The following is a 20,847-nucleotide window of genomic DNA, read 5'->3' on the forward strand; positions in this document are numbered from 1 at the left end:
CATGCTGCTGATCTACGGCAACGAGGAAGCCTTCACCTCGATCGGTGCGGACGCCCTCGCCGAGCTCATCCGCGAGACCGATGCCCTCAACCAGGAGCTGTTCGAGTCCGGTGAGCTGGTCGGCGCCTACGGGATGGCCGACCAGATGAACTCCAAGATGGTCCGGGTCGCCGACGGGACGCCGGTGGTGACCGACGGCCCCTTCGCCGAGGCCAAGGAGTTCCTGGGCAGCTTCACGATCCTCGACTGCGACAGCCTGGAACGAGCCTTGGAGATCGCGGCCCGCAACCCGTCGGCGCGCCACTGGGGTGTCGAGGTCCGGCCGCTCATGCACGAGGCCAACGTCGGGCCGTGAACGACTGGCAGGCCGTCCGGCGGCTGGTCCCGGAAGTGCTCGGGGTGCTGGTGCGCCGCTACGGCCGGTTCGACGCCTGCGAGGACGCCGTCCAGGAGGCGCTGCTGGCCGCCGCGGCCCAGTGGCCGGTCGAGGGGTGGCCGGAGAGCCCCCGGGCGTGGCTGGTGACCGTGGCCTCGCGCCGCCTCGCCGACCAGGTGCGCAGCGACGCCGCTCGCCGCCGGCGGGAGGAGGCCGATGCCCTGCGCACGCCGCCCGCCGGTGGCGAGGTGCAGGCCGGCGACGACACCCTCACGCTGCTGTTCCTGTGCTGCCACCCGGCGCTGACCCCGTCGTCGCAGATCGCGTTGACCCTGCGGGCCGTCGGCGGCCTGTCGACCGCCGAGATCGCCCGGGCCTTCCTCGTGCCCGAGGCGACCATGGCGCAGCGCATCAGCCGGGCCAAGCAACGCATCAAGGCGGCCGGGGCCGGCTTCGACCTGCCACCGCCGGCCGAGCGGGCGCAGCGGCTCGGCGTCGTGCTCCACGTCGTCTACCTCGTCTTCAACGAGGGCTACACGGCCACGTCGGGGACGCGGCTGGTGCGGGCCGAGCTGACGGCCGAGGCCATCCGGCTGGCCCGCGAGCTGCACCGGCTGGTCCCCGGCGACGGCGAGGTGGCCGGGCTCCTGGCCCTGCTGCTGCTCACCGACGCCCGCCGCCGGGCCCGCACCGCCGCGGACGGCTCGCTGGTGCCGCTGAGCGAGCAGGACCGGACGCTCTGGAACACCGAGGCCATCGCCGAGGGCGTGGCCCTCGTGACCGCCGCCCTGGCCGGCGGCCCCCTCGGCCCGTACCAGCTCCAGGCCGCCATCGCCGCCGTCCACGACGAGGCACCCGCCGCCGGCGTCACCGATTGGCCGCAGATCCTGGCCCTCTACACGGTTCTGGAGCGCGTGGCCCCCAACCCGACGGTGACGCTCAACCGGGCGGTGGCGGTGGCCGAGGTCCACGGCCCCGCGGCCGGGCTGGCCCTGCTCGACGCCGTCTCGGCCGACGAGCGCATCGCCGCCTCCCACCACCTCGTGTCCGTGCGGGCCCACCTGCTGGAGCTGGCCGGCGACCACGACGCGGCGCGCGCCGGCTACCGGGAAGCGGCCCGGCGCACCACCAGCGAACCGGAGCGGCGCCACCTCCTGACCCGCGCCGCGCGGCTGGGGTGAGCGCGCGCTCCCCGCCGCGTCACGGTGTCACCTCCGCGATCCTCGAAAAGCTGTTCTGCGCGGCCGCGACGACGATCCGCACCTGGGCCGTCGTCACCGGCGCCGGGAACGGGATCCACCGGTAGACGGCGGTGTTGCCGGTGACGTGGACCTGGTCGGCCCACTGGGCGCCGTCCCAGGTCTGCACGGTGAAGTCGGTCGGGACGCCGTCCGGGTTGGACGCGAAGCCGACGCCGGTCAACGCGGTCGCAGCGGGGGCCGTGACGGTGAGGGTGTCCGGGTACCGGCTGTCGGTGTCGTCGTTCCAGAACGTCGCCAGGTCGTGGTCGATCGCGTTCGACGCCAGGTAGGTGCGGGTCGCGCCGTCGACGACGTTCGGCGCGTGCTCGCTCGACGCCGACGCCGTCGTCCCGCTCGCCCAGCTGCCGAACACCGGCACGTTCACCGTCGTCTTCGCTTCCCCGCCGCGAGGGGCCTTCACGGTCAGCGTCACCGGGTACAGGCCGCTCTTGACGCCCGCGGGCACGGTGATCCGCACGGTCGCCGGCGTCTCGGAAGTGGCCGGGGTCAACGGGATTCCCGCCGGGGTGGCCGTCACGGTCCAGCCCGCCGGGACCTGCGCGCCGAGCGTCGCCTGCGCGTCCACTGTGGACCGGCCTTCGATGACCACCGGGACGTCGCCGCTGCCGCCCGCGGTGATCGCGGCGGGCGTGCCCGTGGTGAGCGCGAGCCGGGTGAACGGCGTGCGCGGCGGCGTCACGGTGAACGTGTAGTCCCCCGAACCGGCGGTCAGGGTGAGCGTCTCGTCGTCGGCGCGGCCGACCGTCAGGCCGGGGTCGGGCTGGGCCGCGTGCCCGTCGGCGAAGATCGTCCGCCCGCTCTCGCGGACCGACGACTGCTTGCCGCCGAGCAGCGGCAGCCGGATCGTCGCCTTCGCCCCGACCGGGACCGTCGCGTGGTAGGTGAGGGTGCTGCCGTCGCGCCGCCAGGAACTCACCACGGTCCCCCGCACGGTCTGCTGCTGCGCCGTCACGTGGGTGAGGTTCCCGGCGACGGCGGGCGCGAGGGTGAACTCGCGCCAGCCGGGCGTGCCGGGCTGGATCCCGGCCAGCTGCTGCTGGAACCACTGGCCGACCGCGCCGCCGAGTCCGATGTGGTCCTTCGACGACGTGCCGTCCGGCGCCGAGGAGTTGTCCCACTTCTCCCAGATCGTCCCCGGTCCCTGGTTCACCATGTACCCGAAGCTCGGGTAGTCGGTGCGCTGGGCGATGGCGAGCGCGACGTCGTTGCGCTGGTATTTGCCCAGCGCCTGGAACACCAGCGTCGTGCCGACGAAGCCGGTCGTGACGTGGTTCTGGTGCGCGGCGACGTCGGCGACCAGCCGGTCCACTGTGGACTGCTCACGCCCGGCCGGGACGAGCCCGAACACGAGCGGCAGGGCGTAGGACAGCTGCGTCCCGGTGCCGAAGACGCCGGTGTCGGCGGAGTAGAACCGCTTGAGGAAGCCCGTCGCGATCTGCCCGGCGAGTGCGGTGTACTTCGTGGCGTCGGCCTGCTTGCCCAGTGCTCCGGCCATCTTCGCGAGCAGTTGCGCGTCGAGGTAGGAGAAGCCGGTCTGGAAGTAACCGTGCGGCGTGCTGACTGTCGAAAGCCAGTCGTCGCCCCACGACGTCGGCGGGTTGACGACGACGTGGTCGGCGTCGCTGATCGTGCCGAGGTAGTCGACCCACGCCTTGACGTGGTCGTAGTGGGTCGCGAGCAGCTGCGCGTTCCCGTACTGCGTGTAGGAGTCCCAGATGATCTGCGGGTACGCGGTACCCCAGGCCGGGTCGGTGAGCCAGTCCGTGCGGCCGTTGACCGGCGCGACCGACGGCAGGCTGCCGTCGGCGTTCCGGCTGGTCACCATGTCGCCGAGCCACTTCGCGTAGAACGCCTGCATGTCGAAGTTGGCCATCGCCTCCTGGTCGGAGTCGGCGGCGTCGCCGAGCCAGCCGTGGCGCTCGCGGGTCGGGCAGTCCATCTGGATCGACTCGAGGTTGTTCAGCTGCGTCTGCGTGACGGCGGCCTGGATCTTGTCGAGCCCCGGGTCCGAGGTGTCGAACCCGCCCGTCGAGGCGACATCGGTGTGGATCTCCTGCGCGGTCACGGTGACGGCGGCGTCGTCGGGGACACCGGTCAGCTCGGCGTAGCGGAAGCCGGCGTAGTTGAAGTGCGGCAGGTACGTCTCGGTTCCGTTGCCGCTGAAGGTGTAGTGGTCGGTCTGCCGCGGCGGCTCGGAGCCGCCGAAGCTGATGTTCGCGGTCGTGACACGGCCACCTCCGTCGAGGATCTCGCCCTTCTTCAGCGACGCCGTCGTCCCGGCGGGCTGCGCGGCCCGCAGCGTCGCCTGGCCGGTGCGGTTCTGGCCGAAGTCGTAGACGCGCACGCCCGGCGCGGGCCGGGTTTCCTTGACCGGCTTGAAGTTCGCGACAATCTCCGACGGCGGGGTGGTGTCGGGCAGCAGCTGCGTGACGCCGCTGTCGACCACCGCCGGGTTCGGGCCGTAGACGCCGATCTCGGCCAGCCGGAAGGTGCAGCTCGTCCCGGCGCAGGCGAGCTTCGTCGCGGTCACCCGCACGTACCGGCCGGTGACGTCCGCGGGCACGGTGACGGCCGCGGTGCCCGGGTTGGGCTGGTCGGCGTCCGTGCGGTCGGCGACGGTCGTCGCGGTGGCGAACGCCGGATCGTCGCTGACCTGGACGCGGTAGCGCACCGGGAAACCGGCGCCGGCGAAGTCCCCCGCGGGGTCGTTCGTCGGCCGCGCCGGGAACAGCGTCACCGAGCCGAGGTGCTGCGCCGAGCCGAGGTCGACCTGCGCCCACTTCGTCCTGTCGGCGCTGGATTCGATGGCCGAGTGGTAGCCCTCCGACGCGTCGCTCGAACCGTCGATCCCGTCGGTCGCGGCCGCCGGAGACCAGCCGCAGCAGGTGGTCGTGTCGAGAGCGGTGACCGGCTTGCCCTGCGCCAGGCTCTGGCGGTGGGCGGCCGGGGCCACGGCGAGCGCGGCGGGCCAGGCTCCCGCGTCGAACCCGGCGGTGTCCCAGCCCGCGATCTCCTTGCGGGCGTCGTAGGTTTCGCCGTAGTAGAAGTCGTCGCCGGTGACCGGGCCGGCGTGGGCCTTCCAGCCGGGGCCGGTGCCGAAGCGTGCGGTCGAGCCGTCGGTGTAAGTGACGTTCAGCTGCGCGACGAGCGCCGGGCGGCCGGTGTACTGGCCCTTCCCGGCCATGAACGCGAGCGCGTTGCGGCCGGGCTTGACCAGGTTCGTGACGTCGAGGTCGCGGTAGAGCACGCGGGCTGCGTAGTCGGTCACCGCGGAGTCGAGCACCCGGCCGGGCTGGACGCGGGCGCCGTTGAGGTGCGGCTCGGCGACGCCCTGGGCGCCGAGGTACAGCCGGGCGCGGGCGACCGGCTTGGTGACGTCGAAGCTGCCGCGCACGAGCGCGCCGTCGTCGGCCTGCAGCCACCAGGCGGACCAGTCGGCGGGCCGGAGCAGGCCGGTGTCGACCTTCGCGGGCGCCGACCACGGCGACGGCCGGCCCTCGCTGTTCCAGGTCCGCACCGACCACTGGTAGGTGCGATCGCTGTCGAGGGCGGGCCCGGTGTAGGCGACGTCGACCGAGTTCGCCGACGGCACGCGCCCGGAGTCCCAGTGGGACCGCGGTCCGTCGACACGGATCTCGTACGCCGTCTGGGTTTCCGCGCGTCCGGTGTCGTTCACCGTCCAGGCGAACGTCGGCTGTGGACTGGCGGCCACCGCGTCCGACGCCTGGCCGTCGGCACGCAGCGACGTCGGCGGCAGCGGGCCGCCGTGCGCGGGCTCCGCCGACGCGGTCGTGGGTGCGACCGCCGCGGCGAGCACGAGCGCGACCACGACAGCCTGTCTCTTCATCGAGGTTCCCGACCGGTGCATGAACGTCTCCCGACACGCATAAAACGTTTCAATCAACCGAAGGGCTTTCTACAACCTCCGCGGCGGCGAAACAAGGAACGGCGTCGATCCTGTCCGGATGACGCGGAACAAGACACCCGATCAGCCGTGCGACCTTGACGACCGTGACCCGCATCACCTAGGTTCATTCGTTGAATCGTTTCATACAACGAAGATGAGCGAGGCAGGAGACCACCATGAGGAACCTTCGCCCGCTCGTCCTCGCGCTCGTCGCGATGCTCGCCATGGCACTCCCCGCGAGCGCGTCCCCGTTCACCACGACCGTGACCAACTTCGACGCGCAGGGCCACCAGGTCATCCGGTTCGACGCCCAGGGCAACTCGGTCGACGCCCACGACGGCGAGATCGCCTTTTTCAACGGGACGTACTACCTCTACGGCACCAGCTACGACTGCGGGTTCGCCTGGCAGGCCACGACTTCGCCGTTCTGCGGGTTCAAGGTCCACACCTCCCCCGACCTGGTCCACTGGACCGACCGGGGCCGGCTCTTCGACCCCGCCGGCGTCTGGCAGACGCGCTGCAACGGGGCCACCTACGGATGCTTCCGGCCGCACGTCGGCTACAACGCACGGACCCGGCAGTACGTGCTGTGGGTGAACGTCTACGACAACCAGGTCGGCTTCCGGGTGCTCACGAGCCCGTCGCCGGCCGGGCCGTTCACCGAAGCACCGGTACCGACGCTGGCGGTGAACAACGACGCTCCGGCCGGCGGGGTGAACAACGGTGACCACGACGTCTTCGTCGACACGGACGGCACCGCGTACCTCGCCTACACCGACTGGCGCAGCAACGGCGACCTCGTCGTGGAACGGCTTTCGGGCGACTACCGCACCGGAACGGGCCACTACACCCGGCTCGGCCAGCAGCAGACCGAAGCACCGGCCCTGTTCAAGCGCGGCGGCGTCTACTACCTGACCTACTCCGACCCGAACTGCGGGTACTGCGCGGGCACCGGGACGTCGTACCGGACGGCCGCGAGCCCGCTGGGCCCGTGGTCGGCGCCGGCGAAGATCAGCGCGGACTCGTGCGGCGGGCAACCGGCGTTCGTCTCGGCGATCCCGACGACGTCGGGCACGACCTACCTCTACGCCAGCGACCTCTGGAACAACGGGCAACGCAACGAAGCCCTGGCGAACTACTTCTGGACCCCGCTGACCTTCACCGCCGCCGGCGCGATCGAGCCGATCAGCTGCCGGAGCTCGTTCTCCCTCACCCTGTCGACCGGCGCGCCCGGGCACCAGACCCCGCCGCGGGACGTCGACCAGGCGGACGGCGTGAGCGGGTTCCGCTCGTACTGCGACGTCGGCGCCGGGGTGGCGCGGTTCCAGACGTTCGTGGCCGGCCGGACCGGCAGGCTCTCCGCCGTCTCGTACACGAGCTTCCAGGCCGGCAACCCCGACGCGGGCCTCGAAATCAGCGTCTACCGGGCGACGGACGCGTTCCAGCCGTCCGGTGCCGCGCTGAGCTCCACCGTCGTGCCGGCCGCGCAGATCGGCTGGTCACCGCGCGAGGTCACGGTGGCGCCGGGCATCCCCGTCGTGGCCGGGCAACGGTACGGCCTGCTGGTCCGCTCGGCGAACACGACCGGCTGCTACGGCTTGGCGTACAACGACTCCAGCCCGTACCCCGGCGGCGGAGAGGCCTACAGCAACGACAACGGCTCGACGTTCCGCGCCGAGGCCGGCCGCTCGCTCAAGTTCTCGACGAGCGTCAGCGAGTAGCCCGCGCGGGAACAGGCCACCGTCTACCCGTCCGGTTTGTTGAAGTTTTACCGGATTGCGGCTACTCTGACGGCCACGCTGGGAGCGCTCCCAATGGTCACCACCACTCGTCACGAATGGAGGCCCATCAATGCGTACCACCACCCGGCGGCGAAGCGTCCTCGCCGTGCTCGTCGCCGCTCTGGCCGGCCTGTTCCTCTGGGTACCGGCCGCCTCGGCGCACGGCACCATCGTCGGCCCCGCCACCCGCGCCTACCAGTGCTGGCGGGACTGGGGCAGCCAGCACACGAACCCGGCCATGCAGCAACAGGACCCCCAGTGCTGGCAAGCTTTCCAGGCCAACGCCGACACCATGTGGAACTGGATGAGCGCACTGCGGGACGGCCTCGGCGGCAACTTCCAGAACGCCACCCCCGACGGCCAGCTCTGCAGCAACGCCCTGTCGCGCAACAACTCCCTGAACGCGGCCGGACCGTGGAAGACCACCGCCCTCGGCAGCAGCTTCTCGATGCACCTGTACGACCAGGCCAGCCACGGCGCCGACTTCCTCCGCGTCTACATCAGCAAGAACGGGTTCGACCCCACCACCCAGCGCCTCGGCTGGGGCAACCTCGACTTCGTCACCCAGACCGGCCGGTACGCCCCGGCCAAGGACATCACCTTCACCGTGCAGACCTCGGGTGCCTACACCGGGCACCACGTCGTCTTCACCATCTGGCAGGCGTCACACCAGGACCAGACCTACATGTGGTGCAGTGACGTGACCTTCGGCTAGCGCGGCACCGCCCGGCCGGTGCCCGCGGCACCGGCCGGGTGTTCCCGCGGAATCGACGATTTCGAAATAGCACACGGAAAACCCCCGTTCGCACCGCAAAGCCGGTACGCCCTTTCGGGTCACCTATTCCTGAGTCCGTCGCCTTAAACCCTTGAGGCTGATGGCCGAATTCGCCGAACGGTCTTTCCGGTGCACCTCGAGCGGATTGCGTTCGCATATCCGGTATCGGTACGTTCCACCCCTCACTGATCAAACCACGATCCGCTGATGACGACCGATACGAAAGGTCCCGGATCATGAGCCCCTGGGGTCAGCGTCGCCGCGTGCCGGAAGTTCCCCGCAACGTCGTGGCGCTGGGGGTGGTGCTGACCTTGCTCGCCGGCGTGGTCCCGCCGGCCGCGCGCTTCGCCGAGCCACCGGCCGTGGCCGGGGCCGCGGGTGAGGGCCTGGTCGACGTGCCGGCGCACCCGGAAGGGGCGTCGTTCGACGCCAACCAGCTCCAGGGGATCCAAGCCGCCGATCCCGGCGCGAAGGTCAACCTCGTGCAGCCGCCGACGGCGGACTCCACCGGGGACGCCCGGCTGAGCTACCCCATCGAGGTGCCACCGGGCCGGGGCGACGCCCAGCCGGCCGTCGGGCTGACGTACGACTCGGCGGCGGAAAACGGCTGGACGGGCGTCGGCTGGGGGCTGGCCACCCAGTCGATCACGATCGACACGCGGTGGGGCGTCCCGCGCTACGCCGGCGCCCTGGAAACCGAGACTTACCTGCTCGGCGGCCAGCAGCTGACGCCGGTCGCGAATCGCGCCGAACTGCGGCCGCGCACCGCGGAAAAAGTGTTCCACACCCGGATCGAAGGCCAATTCAGCAGAATCGTGCGGCACGGTGCCACCCCACGGGAATACTGGTGGGAGGTGACCGCGAAGAACGGCACGCGGTCGATTTTCGGGGGCCCGGCCGACAGCCCCGGGGAAAGCACGACCCTCACCGACGAGTTCGGCGACATCGCGGTGTGGGCGCTGCGCGAGGTGCGCGACGCCAACGACAACTTCGTGCGCTACCACAACGTCCAGGTCTCGGACGTCGGCGTGGCCGGCGGCACGGTGCCCGGCGTCGCCCTCTACCCGAAGCGGATCACCTACACCGGCCAGGGCAAGATCGAGGGCCGGTATTCGATCACCTTCGTCCGCGACCGGGAACGCGGCGAGCCGCGGCGCCAGGACGTCGAGATCGACGCGCGCAACGGGTTCAAGGAGGTCACCGCCGACCTGCTGCGCCGGATCGACGTCTACCTCGACGACAAGCCGATCCGCGCCTACGAGCTGAACTACCGCACCGGGGCGTTCGCCAAGACGCTGCTGGAGTCGGTCTCCCAGTACGGCGAGGACCTCAAGCTCTTCACCACGCACACCTTCGGCTACTTCGACGACATCCGCACCGGCGCCGGCGACTACCGCGGCTTCTCCGACGCCCAGGGCTGGACCACGCCCGGCGACTCGCTCGGCGCGCCGGTGCCCGGCGGGCAGGCCAGCGCCCTCTCGGCCACCACGTCCAGCAGCGCCGGCGGCCACCTCTACGTCGGGTTCAACCCAACGCTGCCCCGCAAGTCCGGGTCCGCCGGCGGCAAGGTCGGCTTCGCCGCCGGCTCGGCCGAAGGCCTGCTCGCGCTGACCGACGTCAACGGCGACTCCTTGCCGGACAAGGTGTTCCGCACCGGCGCCGGCGTCTTCTACCGGCCCAACCTGTCCGGGCCCGGCGGCGCGACCGAGTTCGGCGACACGCCCATCGCGCTGACCAACCTGCCCGGCATCTCCTCGGAGTCGACCCGGTCGGTCACCTCCGGCGTCGAGTCGTTCATCGGCGTGGCCGCGCAGCTCGACCACGTGTCCACCACCACGCGCACCGACCGGTACTTCTCCGACGTCAACGGGGACGGCTTGACCGACCTCGTCACCAACGGCAGCGTGCTGTTCGGCCACCTCGACGCCGACGGCCACCCCGCGTACAGCGCGAACAGCAAGGACACCCCGGTGCCCATCGGCGCCGGCGGGGTGACCGGCAGCGTCGTCAGCGACCAGACCGCCGAGTTCGAACGGCAGGTCGACGCCTTCCCGCTGCTGGACGGCGTGCGCCGGTGGGTCGCGCCCTACGACGGCACCGTCCGGATCGCCGGTGGGGTGCGGCTCACCGGCGACCCCGGCGCCGACCGCGCGGCCGACGGCGTCCGCGTCGCCGTGCAGCACGAGAACGCCGAGCTGTGGTCGCAGCGCATCATGCCCGGCGACCCAGCCCAGTACCTGCCCTCCGGCGTGGACGCCGTGGCGGTGCACCGCGGCGAGCGGATCTACTTCCGCGTCCAGTCCGTGCTGGACGGGAAGTTCGACCAGGTCGCGTGGGACCCGGACATCACCTACACCAGCGTCCCGGCCGGCACCGACGTCAACGGCCTGGACAACCGGCGCTACCTCGCTTCGCGTGACTTCACCCTCGGCGGCCGGCCGTCGACGGTGACCGCGCCGGTCACCGGCACGCTGCACCTGTCCGGGGACGCGTCCAAGGTCGGGCCGACCACCGACGACGTCGCGGTCGTGATCACGCGCAACGGCCGGGACGTGCTCACCGGCACCCTGCCCGCGGCCACGGGCGGCACCGTGCCGATCGACCTGGACATCCCCGTGACGGCGAACGACACGCTGTCGTGGCGGCTGCGGGTGGACTCGCCGATCGACGCCGGCGCCCTGCACTGGGTCCCGTCCGCGCACTACACCGCGGTGGACGGCGACGTGCCGGTCGTCGACCAGGACGGCAACCCGACGATGACCATCAGCCCGCCCTACGACCTGGACCTGTACCCGGTCGACTCCCTGACCGCGCCGCAGCAGTCCTACACCGCGCCCCGGACGGGTCAGCTGACCGTGCAGCCGGAGCTGACTGTGAGCGGCCCCGACACCCGGGTCGTGTTCACCGTCAAGCGCCGCGGCGCGCTGCTGGCCAAGAAGGTCATCGACGTCGTGAATGGACAGACGCCGGCCCCGGAGTCGTTGCGGGTGACCGTGTCCGCGAACGAGGGCGACGAGCTGTTCTTCGACTATTCCACTTCGGACACCACGGCGCCCGCGCGGTTCACCGCGAGCGCGTCGGTCAGCACCGACGGCGCGACGTTCGAGCCGGTGCCCAGCGCCCTGCACGCCTCGGCGGAGCAGGGCGCGTTCGCCCAGCCCTACCGCGGCTGGGCCGCGATCGGCTACCAGGGCAACCGCGACCGCGCCACCGCCCCCATCGTGCAGGGTGACCTGGCGATCGACGCGAACTACCGCGACCGGATCCCCGGCGCCCCCAAGGAGGAGGACGTCCCCGGGTTCGACGGCCGCGTCACCCCGCCCAACGCCGTCGTGCTCGCACCGCAGCCCGCCGAGGGACGCTGGGGCAGCGACGACGGCAACACCTGGGTCGCCGGCGCCGGTGCCGCCAGCTCGCGGCTGGGCACCGACCGGATCGACGTCGCCCGCGACTCCGACTTCGCCGGCGCGACCGGGGTGTCCCGGGTCGCCGAGAGCAGCCAGGTCTCGACGACGTTCGGCGCAAGCCTGCCCGGCGTGCCGATCGGGGCCGGGGCCAGCGTCGCCCGGGGCAGCAGCAGCGGCCAGGTCGACTTCCTCGACCTCAACGGCGACCGCTTCCCCGACGTGGTCGGCTCGGCCGGGATCCAGTACTCGGACATGACCGGCGGGCTCGGCAGCACCCGCGGCTCGCTGGGCGCCGCCAACGTCCGCGAGAGCGACTCCAGCGCCTTCACCGCGTCGGCCAACGCCGGCAGCCCGGCCCGGACGATGGCCAACGGCCGCGGCCACAGCGGCCCGCCGGCCGACGCGAACGCCGTCACCGCCCAGTCCGGCAGCGAGCTGCCCAGCCTCGGCATCGGCGGCAGCGTCGGCGGCGGTGAGTCCGGCGGCCGGTTCGACCTGCTGGACATCAACGGCGACGCGCTGCCCGACCGCGTCTACGACAACGGCACGGCCGCGCTCAACCTCGGCTACCGGTTCGCCGCGCCCGAACCGTGGCCGGGTGGCCCGCTCAACGACTCCGACACCCGCAACGCCGCGGCCGATCTCGGCTTCAACACCGACTTCTACGGCCTGGCCGGTGGCGTCTCGGCCTCGACCGGAACGTCCAAGACGGACGCGAGCCTCGCGGACCTGAACGGTGACGGCCTGGCCGACCGGGTCTTCTCCCGGGACGGCGCCCCGATGAGCGTCGCCATCAACACCGGCAACGGCTTCCTCGCGCCCACGCCCTTCCCGGGCGGCTTCGGCGGGATCAACGCCGACAAGAACGCCGGCCTCGGCGCCGGCGCGTACTTCACCTTCGGGTTCTGCCTGGGCATCCTGGCCGGCGCCTGCGTCGTGTTCAACCCGGGTGCCGACACCTCCACCGGCATCGGCCGGTCCGAGCTCGCGCTGCGCGACGTCAACGGCGACGGCTACCCCGACCACGTGCGGTCCACTCGCGACAACGAGCTGGTCGTGGCGGAGAACCAGACCGGCCGCACCAACCTGCTGCGCTCGGTGAGCCGCCCGCTCGGCGGCCGGATCGACCTGGACTACACCCGGGACGGCAACACCACCGACCTGCCGCAGTCGCGCTGGGTGCTGGCGAGCACCCGCGTCTCCGACGGCCACCCCGGTGACGGCCAGGACGTGCAGCTGTCCACCTACCAGTACCAGAACGGCCGCTACGACCGCCTGGAGCGGCAGTTCCTCGGCTTCGGCCGGGTGGTCACCGAGCAGCGGGACGCCGGCGCCGGCGATGCGCTGTTCCGGACGGTGACGACCGACTACCGCACCGACAGCTTCTACGTGCGCGGCCTGGTGGCCCGGTCGGTGACCGCCGACGCGGCCGGGAGGGCGTTCACCGAGACGGTGAACACCTACACGCTGCGCGACATCGCCACCGGCAAGGCGGTCGACCCGCGCAGCACCACCGCCACGGTGTTCCCGCTGTTGTCCCGCACCGAACAGCGGTTCTACGAAGGCCGCCCGGCCGCGGGCAAGTCGACGTCCTCGGACTTCGAGTACGACGAGTACGGCAACAAGACGCGGGTGGTGGACGCGGCCGACGCCGGGACGGCGGACGACGTCGAGACCCGGATCGGCTACACCGCGACCGATTCCGCCTGCCGGGACCGCGGCATCGTCGGTACGGCGAACACCCTCCAGGTCTCCGCCGTCGCGTCGAAGGCCGTGCTGCGCAGCCGTCAATCCACTGTGGACTGCAAGACGGGGAACGTGACGCAGGTCCGCGCGCTGCTGGCCGACGGCACGAAGGCCGTCAGCGACATGGAATACCTCGGCAACGGCAACCTCAAGGCCGTGGTCGGGCCGGTCAACAAAGCCGGCCAGCGGTACCGGCTGGACTACGGCTACGACGCGGTCGTCGGGATCTACGTCGAGACCGTCGTGGACAGCTTCAACCTCCGCTCGGTGAGCACGCACAACTACAAGTACGGCCTGCCCGAGACCACCGTCGACGAGAACTTCCAGCGGGTCGACTTCCACTACGACCGGGTGGGCCGCACCGACTTCGTGGCGGGCCCGAACGAGATCCCCGAGAACCGGGTGACGATCGACTTCGAGTACCACCCGGAAGCCCCGGTGCCCTTCGCGGTCAGCCGGCACATCGACAACACCGCCACCGGGGTCCGCGACGACACGATCGACACCGTGCAGTTCTCCGACGGCCTCGGCCGCGTCGTCCAGACGAAGCAGGACGCCAGCGTCGCGCCCGAGCCCGGCGCGGCACCCGAGCCGGTGATGATCGTTTCCGGCAAGCACGTGTTCGACTTCCTCGGCCGGGACACCGAGCAGTACTACCCGGTCACCGAACCCAAGGGCGACGGCAACGTCGCGTTCGACACGGACGTCGACGCCGTGGCGCCCACGCGGATGAGCTACGACGTGCTCGACCGCCCGACCCGGGTGACCCTGCCGGACGACACGTCCTCGACCGTGGCCTACGGCTTCGGGCCGGACCGGGCCGGGGCCACCCAGTTCGAGACGGTCAGCACCGACGCCAACGGCAAGGAGAAGCGGAACTACACCGACCTGCGCCGGCTGACCACGGCCGTCAAGGAGTTCAACCCCGCCGGCGGCCAGCCGGTGCTCTGGACGAGCTACGGCTACGACCCGCTCGGCCAGATCACCTCCGTGACCGACGACCGCGGCAACACCACGAAGTCGGCCTACGACAACTTCGGCCGCCGCACGGTGCTCGACAGCCCGGACTCCGGGAAGACGGAGACGGGGTACGACCTCGCGGACAACGTGATCACCAAGGTGACGCCGAACCTGCGCGCGAAGCGCAAGGCGATCGAGTACGACTACGACTTCACCCGCGTCACCGCGATCCGGTACCCGGTCTTCACCGGCAACAACGTCAAGTACACCTACGGCGCGCTCGGCGCCCCCGAGAACGGCGCCGGCCGGATCACCGAGATCCGCGACGCGGCCGGCACCGTCACCCGCGGGTACGGCGCGCTCGGCGAGACCACCCGCGAGACCCGCACCCTCGGCGGCAGCGCCCCGGACGCCGGGACGTCGTTCACCACCCTCACCCGGTTCGACTCGTTCGCCCGGCTGCTGCAGACGACCTACCCCGACGGCGAGCAGCTCACCTACGGCTACGACACCGGCGGGCAGGTCACCACCGCCGCCGGTGTCAAGGACGGCCGGGACTACCCGTACCTGGCCCGGCAGGACTACGACAAGTTCGGGCAGAAAGTGCTGACGGAGACCGGGTCCGGCGTCCGCACGAGCTACCGCTACGACGCGGCGGACCGGCGGCTGGCCACCCTCGATGCCCGGCAGCCCGACGGGCGCGAGATCCAGAACCAGTCCTACCGGTACGACGACGTCGGCAACATCACGCAGCTGAGCAACGACGTCGCCGTCCCGCCGGCCAAGAGCATCGGCGGCCCGAGCAAGCAGACCTTCGGCTACGACGACCTGAACCGGCTCACCACGGCCGGCGGCGAGTACCGCAACAGCGCCGACAAGCTGAACCGGTACCAGCTGGACCTGTCCTACGACACTCTCGGCAACACCACGAACAAGGTGCAGCGCAACGACCTGGTGAGCACCAGCGGCTCGGTCACCCCGCAGGGCACCACGACGTACTCGCAGCGCTACACCTACGAAGCCGGCCGGCCGCACGCCCCGGTCAAGATCGGCCAGGACACCGAGAAGTACGACGCCAACGGCAACCTGATCGACGTCGGCACCAAGGACCGCGACGCCGCCCAGGCGGTCAACGTCCTGGCCGCCGAGCCGCTGACCTCTTCGGACGACCACACGCAGTTCGTCTGGGACGAGGAGAACCGGCTCGCGTGCGTCACCGAGGACGAGGACGACCCGGTCAAGCAGGAACCGGGCTCCTGTGACGGGCGGGGCGAGGACCTGGCCGCGAGCTTCGTGTACGACGAGTCGGGGAGCCGGGTCGCCAAGCTCGGCGCCGTCAAGGAGATCGCGCCGAGCAAGAACTTCAGCAAGGTCGACGGCCAGTCGTTCAAGCACGTCTTCGTCGGCGACACCCGGTTGCTGACGAAGAAGGTCGAGAGCAAGCTCGAAGACGAGCAGTTCTACTTCCAGGCCGACCACCTCGGCTCGGCCGGGCTGGTGACGGACAAGAACGGGAAGCTCGTCTCGCACCAGGAGTACTTCCCGTCCGGCGAGACCTGGGCCGGCGAGAGCGCCGAGAAGCCACCGGTGCCCTACCAGTACAACGGCAAGGAGTTCGACAAGGAGACCGGCCTCTACAACTACGGCTCCCGCTACTACAACCCGAGAACCCAGCTGTGGCAGTCGCCCGACCCGGCCCTGCCGTCCTATTTGGACGGCAAGGGGAACGGCGGCGTGCAGAACCCGGCCAACCTGGGGGCTTACACCTACGCGTACGACAACCCGGTGCGGCTGACCGACCCCGACGGCCGGTTCAGCACGGTCCCGTGGTCACTCGCCCCCGCCGCGGCACCGATCGCGGCGGAGGCCACGGTCGCCGCCGCTCCCGCCGTCATCGGCTGTTTCGCGACGATCGTGTGCGGAGCCGCGGTGACGGTCGGCGGCCTCCTGGCGATCGGCGCCGGGTACCTGGCCTACCGGTACACCACGAGCTCGCCCGAGGTCGCCGAGCAGCAGCGGGCGCCGGCCTCACCGCCGCCCGCGGCGGCCCTGGAGACGGCCCCGGCGGTCCAGTCCGCGCCCCGGAGCACGGCGCGGACCCGCACGGACGAGGACAACCCGGAACGGATGGCGGTGATCGGCAGGCTGCCCGACACCGCGAAGTACAAGAACGACCCGCGCTACGAGGTCCTCGACATCCCCGACCTGCGGAAGCTCTCCCCCAACGACCCGCTGTACGACCCGACGAACTCCGGCTGGTCCCTGACGATCAACAACGAGTTCTGGGTGGCGTCGGTGATCGCGCGGCGGATGAAGGTCCTGGTGGCCTCACCGGAGGAGGGCAACCGCTGGGACTACGAGAACAACCGCCCGACGGTGATGGGGCTCGAGCTCGACCGCTTCCGCCAGGCCGGGTACCAGCCGTTGAGCGGGACAAGGCCGTTGCAGAAGGGGGAGATCCTCCGCGGACCGGGAAGGTTCTAGCCGCGCGGCGCGTGGTGCGGCCTTCGGAGTCGCGCCACGGCAGGGCCTCAGCCGGCCAGGATGCCGAGCGTCTTGGCCGCGATCCGGGCGTCGGCGGCGTGGTGGTGGGCGAGCTCCAGCGTGGCGAAGTCCAGCGCGGTGGTGGCGTTGGGGATGGCGAGCACGGTCATGCCCGCCGCGTGCGCCGAGCGGATCCCGGACGCGGAGTCCTCCACCGCGACGCAGTCCGCCGGTGCCACGCCGAGCAGCCGGGCGGCGAGCAGGTACGGGTCCGGGGCGGGTTTGCCCCGCTCGACGTCCTCGCCGGCGACCGTCACGCGCAGGAGGGCGGCGAGCCCGAACGCGGTGACCGCCGCGTCGAGGTAACGCCGGGGCGAGGCCGAGACCAGGCCGGCCGGACCCCGGGCGGCCGCGGCGGCCACGAGGTCCGCGGCGCCGGGCAGCAGGCCGACGCGACCGTCGCGGATCGCCTCGACCATGCCGTCGACGCACTCGCCCACGACGGCCTCGGCGGTCACGGTCCGGCAGCGGCGCGCGAGGTAGGTGCTCCAGTGGGCGGTGCTGGTGCCCTGGATCGCGGCCCAGTCCGCCGGTGTCCACGCGTAGCCGTGGCGCGCGGCGACGGTGCCGAGGACGCGCTGCCACGACGCGGAGCTGTCGACCAGCGTCTCGTCCAGGTCGAAGACGGTGGCGAGCGGCATCAGCCGGCGACCTCGGCCTGGCGGGCGAACGCGGCGATCTGCTCGACGGACACGACCTTCAGCCAGTGCCGGTCGGCCAGCGCACGCAGCTGGGGCAGCCGGGCGACGCCGCCGTCGTCGTCGCAGACCTCGCTGATCACCGCGACCGGCGCCAGGCCGCACAGGCGCATCAGCTCCACCGCCGCCTCGGTGTGACCGCGCCGCTCGGCGAGGCCGCCGGGGCGGGCCCGCAGCGGGAACACGTGCCCGGGCCGGCGCAGCATCGTCGCGGTGGTGGCGGGCCCGGCGAGCAGCCGCAGCGTGTGCGCGCGGTCGGCCGCCGAAATCCCCGATCCGATGCCGTCGGCCGCATCCACCGACACCGTGTAGGCAGTGCCTTCCGGATCTTCGTTGTCCGGCACCATCAACGGCAGCCGCAGCCGGTCGGCCGTCTCCGGGTCCATCGGCGCGCAGATCAGCCCGCTGGTGTGCCGCACGTAGAAGGCGAGCGCGCGGGCCGTGGCGTGTTCGGCGGCCATGATGAGGTCGCCTTCGTTCTCGCGCTCCTCGTCGTCGACCACGATGACCGGCCGCCCCGAACCGATGTCGGTGATCGCGGCCCGCACGGTGTCCAGCTCGGGCATCCGGTCGCGGCGGACCTGTTCGGGCACGGCGAAGGTCATCGTTCGTCCTCTCGGGACACGAAGGGTTTCCCGGCGGGACCGCACTTGCCGGGGCTGGGATCCGGTGCAGTCAACCGCGGCCGGACCCGGTCCCCCGGCTCGGCGCGCGCCGGTTCGCCCAACCTCACTCGATCTTGTGATCGCCCGGCCGTTATCCGTGATTCTTTATCCACATTCACTGAATCGTGTGGACCTGACGAGCTTCGCTATTGTCGTCGCTTGCCCCGGCGTAATCTCGACTGTCCTGGGCGCGATCCGGGCTCGACCAATCAGAGGCGGCGACCCTTCGGCATGGATGCGGACAGCCCGCTCAGCTGTGAACTGTCCGAACTGCAAGGGGCGACGATCGTCCGCCCGGTGGGCGTACTGGACATTCGCACCTATCCGGAGCTGCGTGACGTCCTGCTCAAGTGCGCGGCGGATCAGCCTCGCGCGGTGATCGTGGATCTCGGCCGGCTCGAGATCACCAGTGACTACCTCGCGAGTGTCTTCGTCACGGTGTGGCTGCGCGTCACGCAATGGTCGACGATGCGGCTCGTCGTGGTTCCCGGGCCGGCGCACGGGGCACTGCCGTGGCGTGGTCCGGTGCGGCGCTTCGTCGCGGTCGAGCCCACCGTGCTCGCCGCGCTGGACAACCTCGGCGCGCCGCCGCCTCGCCGCCGTGCCGAGCTGTGGTTGCCGTCTTCGCCGTTGAGCGTGCGCGCGGCGACGCGGTTCGTCACCGACACCTGCCACAACTGGGGAATCGACCCGCTGACGGAGCCGGCCGCCACCGTGGCCGGCGAGCTCGTGGACAACGCCGCGGAACACGCCCGGTCACCGGCGCGCCTTCGCCTCGAATGGCGGCCGGACCGGCTGACCGTCGCGGTCGCCGATGACGACACCCGGCCCGTCTCGCTGCCCCGGCCGGGCCCGCGGACGCCGGCACCGGGCAGCGGGCTGCAGCTCGTCGCCCACCTCGCGCACGCGACCGGCTGGTCCCGCACGCACTCCGGCGGCAAGGTGGTCTGGGCCGTCCTCCGGCTGCCCCGCGCGGCGGCCGCCTCCGCCGACTGAACCGCCGTCCGGGCGCGAAAAACGGCCGGCCGGCGGGTGGGTATCCCGTCGGCCGGCCGTTTTGCGGAAAAGGTGACTCACTCCGGGGGCGGGGGCGGGCCCGCCGGCGCCTTGCGGGGCATCAGCGTCACGATCGGGATGCTGAGCGCCGTGACCGCGAGGACCACGATCAGCGTCACGTTCATCGCGTGGGCCAGCCCGGTGCCGGCCGACTGGAAGAAGATCGACGTGACCACCGCGGAGCCGATGGCCGACGCCAGCTGCTGGATCGAGCTGAGCGAACCGCTCGCGCTGCCCGCTTCTTCGGGCCGCGCGTCGCCCAGGGCCACCGTCGGGATCGTCGAGAAGCTGAACCCGATGCCGACGCCGATCACGAGCAGCGCCGGGGCCAGCGCCCAGATGCTGACGTCCGTCCCGTAGCCCTCGACCAGCGCCAGGACCGCGGCGCAGCCGACGAACGTGACGGTCAGGCCGATGAAGACGAGCCGGCGGCCGAGCTTGGCGACCATGCCGCCCATGGCCGCGAACCCGGCGGCGATGAGCCCCAGGGTGAGCGGCACCAGGCCGAGCGAAGCCGTCCGGGCACTGGCGTGCAGGCCCTCCTGCAGGAACAGCGACAGCACGAAGATCAGGCCGGTACCGGCGGCGAACGCGGCCAGGCCGACGATCATGCCGGAGGTGAAGCCCCGGTTCTTCATGAGCGACGGCATGATCAGCGGGTCGGCCGCGGTGCGCTGACGGTAGGCGAAGGCGGCGAAGAACAGGACACCGACGACGATCGAGACGACCGGGATGACGCCCCAGCCGTTGGTCGAGCCCTCGATCAGGCCGTACAGCAGCCCGAGCATCGTCACCGCGAGCAGGCCGGAACCCCAGCCGTCGACGACGGTGGAGCGGTCGCCGTCGTCGTCACGCGGCAGGACCTTGACGGCCACGATCAGCCCGATGATGCCCAGCACGAGGTTCAGGAGGAAAATCGGGCGCCAGGTCAGGCCGAAAATGTCGGCGCTGATGATGAAACCGGCGAGGACCGGGCCGGCCACACTGGAAATACCGAGAACGGGTCCGAACAGACCGAACGCCTTGCCGAGCATTTCACGGTCGAAATTCTTCGTCATGATCGCCATGCCCTGCGGAATCAGCAGCGCACCGAACGCTCCCTGCGCGACCCGGGCGACGATGAGCAGAGCCGGGTCGGGCGCGAAACCGGCGACCGCCGACGCCAGGGTGAACCCGGCCACGCCGATCAGGAAAAGCCTGCGCTGGCCGAACTTGTCGCCCAGCCGTCCACCGACCACGAGCAGGACACCCATGGCGAGCATGTACGCCGGGCCCAACCACTTGATCAGGCTCTCCCCGCCGCCGAGCTCGGCGGCGATGGTCGGAGCGGCGATGTTCGTGACTGTTGCATCGATCACGTCGAGAGCGTCGGCAAGCAGCACCACCCCCAGGATCGCCCACATCAGGCGGCTGGAGCGGCTTGTGGCGACCGCGCCCGGCTCCTTCACGGTTGTCATGAGGAACGTCCTTCTCGGCTCTGTCGGGGCGCCCCTTCTGGGCGACCTCTCATCCGTACTACGAACACCCCTGGCTCGATCCGACACCGCATTCGAAAAATTTCCGGAAAGTCAGGTGCGAGTTCGTCTGACACACTCACGACAACACCGGCGAGCCAATCGCGACCCGGAGACGTCGACCTCGAGCAGGGCAGGTGTTCATCGTTCCGAAGG

10 protein-coding genes are annotated in these 20,847 nt (G+C 71.3%); 6 read left to right on the top strand and 4 right to left on the bottom strand.

The genetic code is table 11. The features are described from left to right. Window position 1: 1 nt before the first annotated feature. Both QSK39_RS01175 and QSK39_RS01180 read left to right on the top strand, forming a co-directional pair. Window positions 2–355 (top strand): YciI family protein, encoded by a 354-nt coding sequence (locus QSK39_RS01175; protein WP_285477895.1) that lies wholly within the window; start codon window positions 2–4, stop codon window positions 353–355. After that, window positions 352–1,557 (top strand): RNA polymerase sigma factor, encoded by a 1,206-nt coding sequence (locus QSK39_RS01180; protein ID WP_285475794.1) that lies wholly within the window; start codon window positions 352–354, stop codon window positions 1,555–1,557. Before QSK39_RS01175 ends, QSK39_RS01180 begins: the two co-directional genes overlap by 4 nt. Window positions 1,558–1,576: 19 nt before the next feature. Here QSK39_RS01180 and QSK39_RS01185 read toward each other — a convergent pair whose 3' ends face one another. Continuing rightward, complete coding sequence (locus QSK39_RS01185; RefSeq protein WP_285475795.1) at window positions 1,577–5,485, bottom strand: family 78 glycoside hydrolase catalytic domain; 3,909 nt, start codon at window positions 5,483–5,485, stop codon at window positions 1,577–1,579. A gap of 236 nt (window positions 5,486–5,721) precedes the next feature. Between QSK39_RS01185 and QSK39_RS01190 the strand changes: the two genes are divergently transcribed. The 3 genes from QSK39_RS01190 (at window position 5,722) to QSK39_RS01200 (ending at window position 16,698) form a co-directional block, all read left to right on the top strand. Then, window positions 5,722–7,266 carry a family 43 glycosylhydrolase gene (locus QSK39_RS01190; RefSeq protein WP_285475796.1) on the top strand — a complete coding sequence of 515 codons (1,545 nt, stop codon included), beginning with the start codon at window positions 5,722–5,724 and terminating at the stop codon, window positions 7,264–7,266. Window positions 7,267–7,396: 130 nt separating this feature from the next. Continuing rightward, window positions 7,397–8,041: a lytic polysaccharide monooxygenase auxiliary activity family 9 protein gene (locus QSK39_RS01195; RefSeq protein ID WP_285475797.1), complete on the top strand. Its 645-nt coding sequence runs from the start codon at window positions 7,397–7,399 to the stop codon at window positions 8,039–8,041. 323 nt (window positions 8,042–8,364) lie between these two features. Further along, a complete protein-coding gene (locus QSK39_RS01200) occupies window positions 8,365–16,698 on the top strand; it encodes a SpvB/TcaC N-terminal domain-containing protein (RefSeq protein WP_285475798.1) in 8,334 nt (2,777 codons plus the stop codon). Between the two features lie 47 nt (window positions 16,699–16,745). On the opposite strand, the gene QSK39_RS01205 is transcribed toward QSK39_RS01200, so the two are convergent. Together QSK39_RS01205 and ribB are read right to left on the bottom strand one after the other, a co-directional pair. Then, window positions 16,746–17,399 carry an HAD family hydrolase gene (locus QSK39_RS01205; protein WP_285475799.1) on the bottom strand — a complete coding sequence of 218 codons (654 nt, stop codon included), beginning with the start codon at window positions 17,397–17,399 and terminating at the stop codon, window positions 16,746–16,748. Further along, a complete protein-coding gene (gene ribB, locus QSK39_RS01210; RefSeq protein WP_285475800.1) occupies window positions 17,399–18,061 on the bottom strand; it encodes a 3,4-dihydroxy-2-butanone-4-phosphate synthase in 663 nt (220 codons plus the stop codon). The genes QSK39_RS01205 and ribB overlap by 1 nt, the downstream gene beginning before the upstream one ends. Window positions 18,062–18,352: 291 nt before the next feature. On the opposite strand from ribB, the gene QSK39_RS01215 reads away from it, so the two are divergent. Next, the gene (locus QSK39_RS01215) at window positions 18,353–19,117 is read left to right on the top strand and encodes an ATP-binding protein (protein WP_285475801.1); all 765 of its coding nucleotides are present in this window, start codon (window positions 18,353–18,355) and stop codon (window positions 19,115–19,117) included. 77 nt (window positions 19,118–19,194) lie between these two features. Here QSK39_RS01215 and QSK39_RS01220 read toward each other — a convergent pair whose 3' ends face one another. Next, on the bottom strand, window positions 19,195–20,634 hold the full coding sequence (locus tag QSK39_RS01220; RefSeq protein WP_285475802.1) for an MFS transporter: 1,440 nt from the start codon (window positions 20,632–20,634) through the stop codon (window positions 19,195–19,197). Between the last annotated feature and the right edge of the window lie 213 nt (window positions 20,635–20,847).

This window comes from Amycolatopsis sp. NBRC 101858 (assembly GCF_030269325.1).
Lineage (GTDB): Bacteria > Actinomycetota > Actinomycetes > Mycobacteriales > Pseudonocardiaceae > Amycolatopsis > Amycolatopsis ponsaeliensis.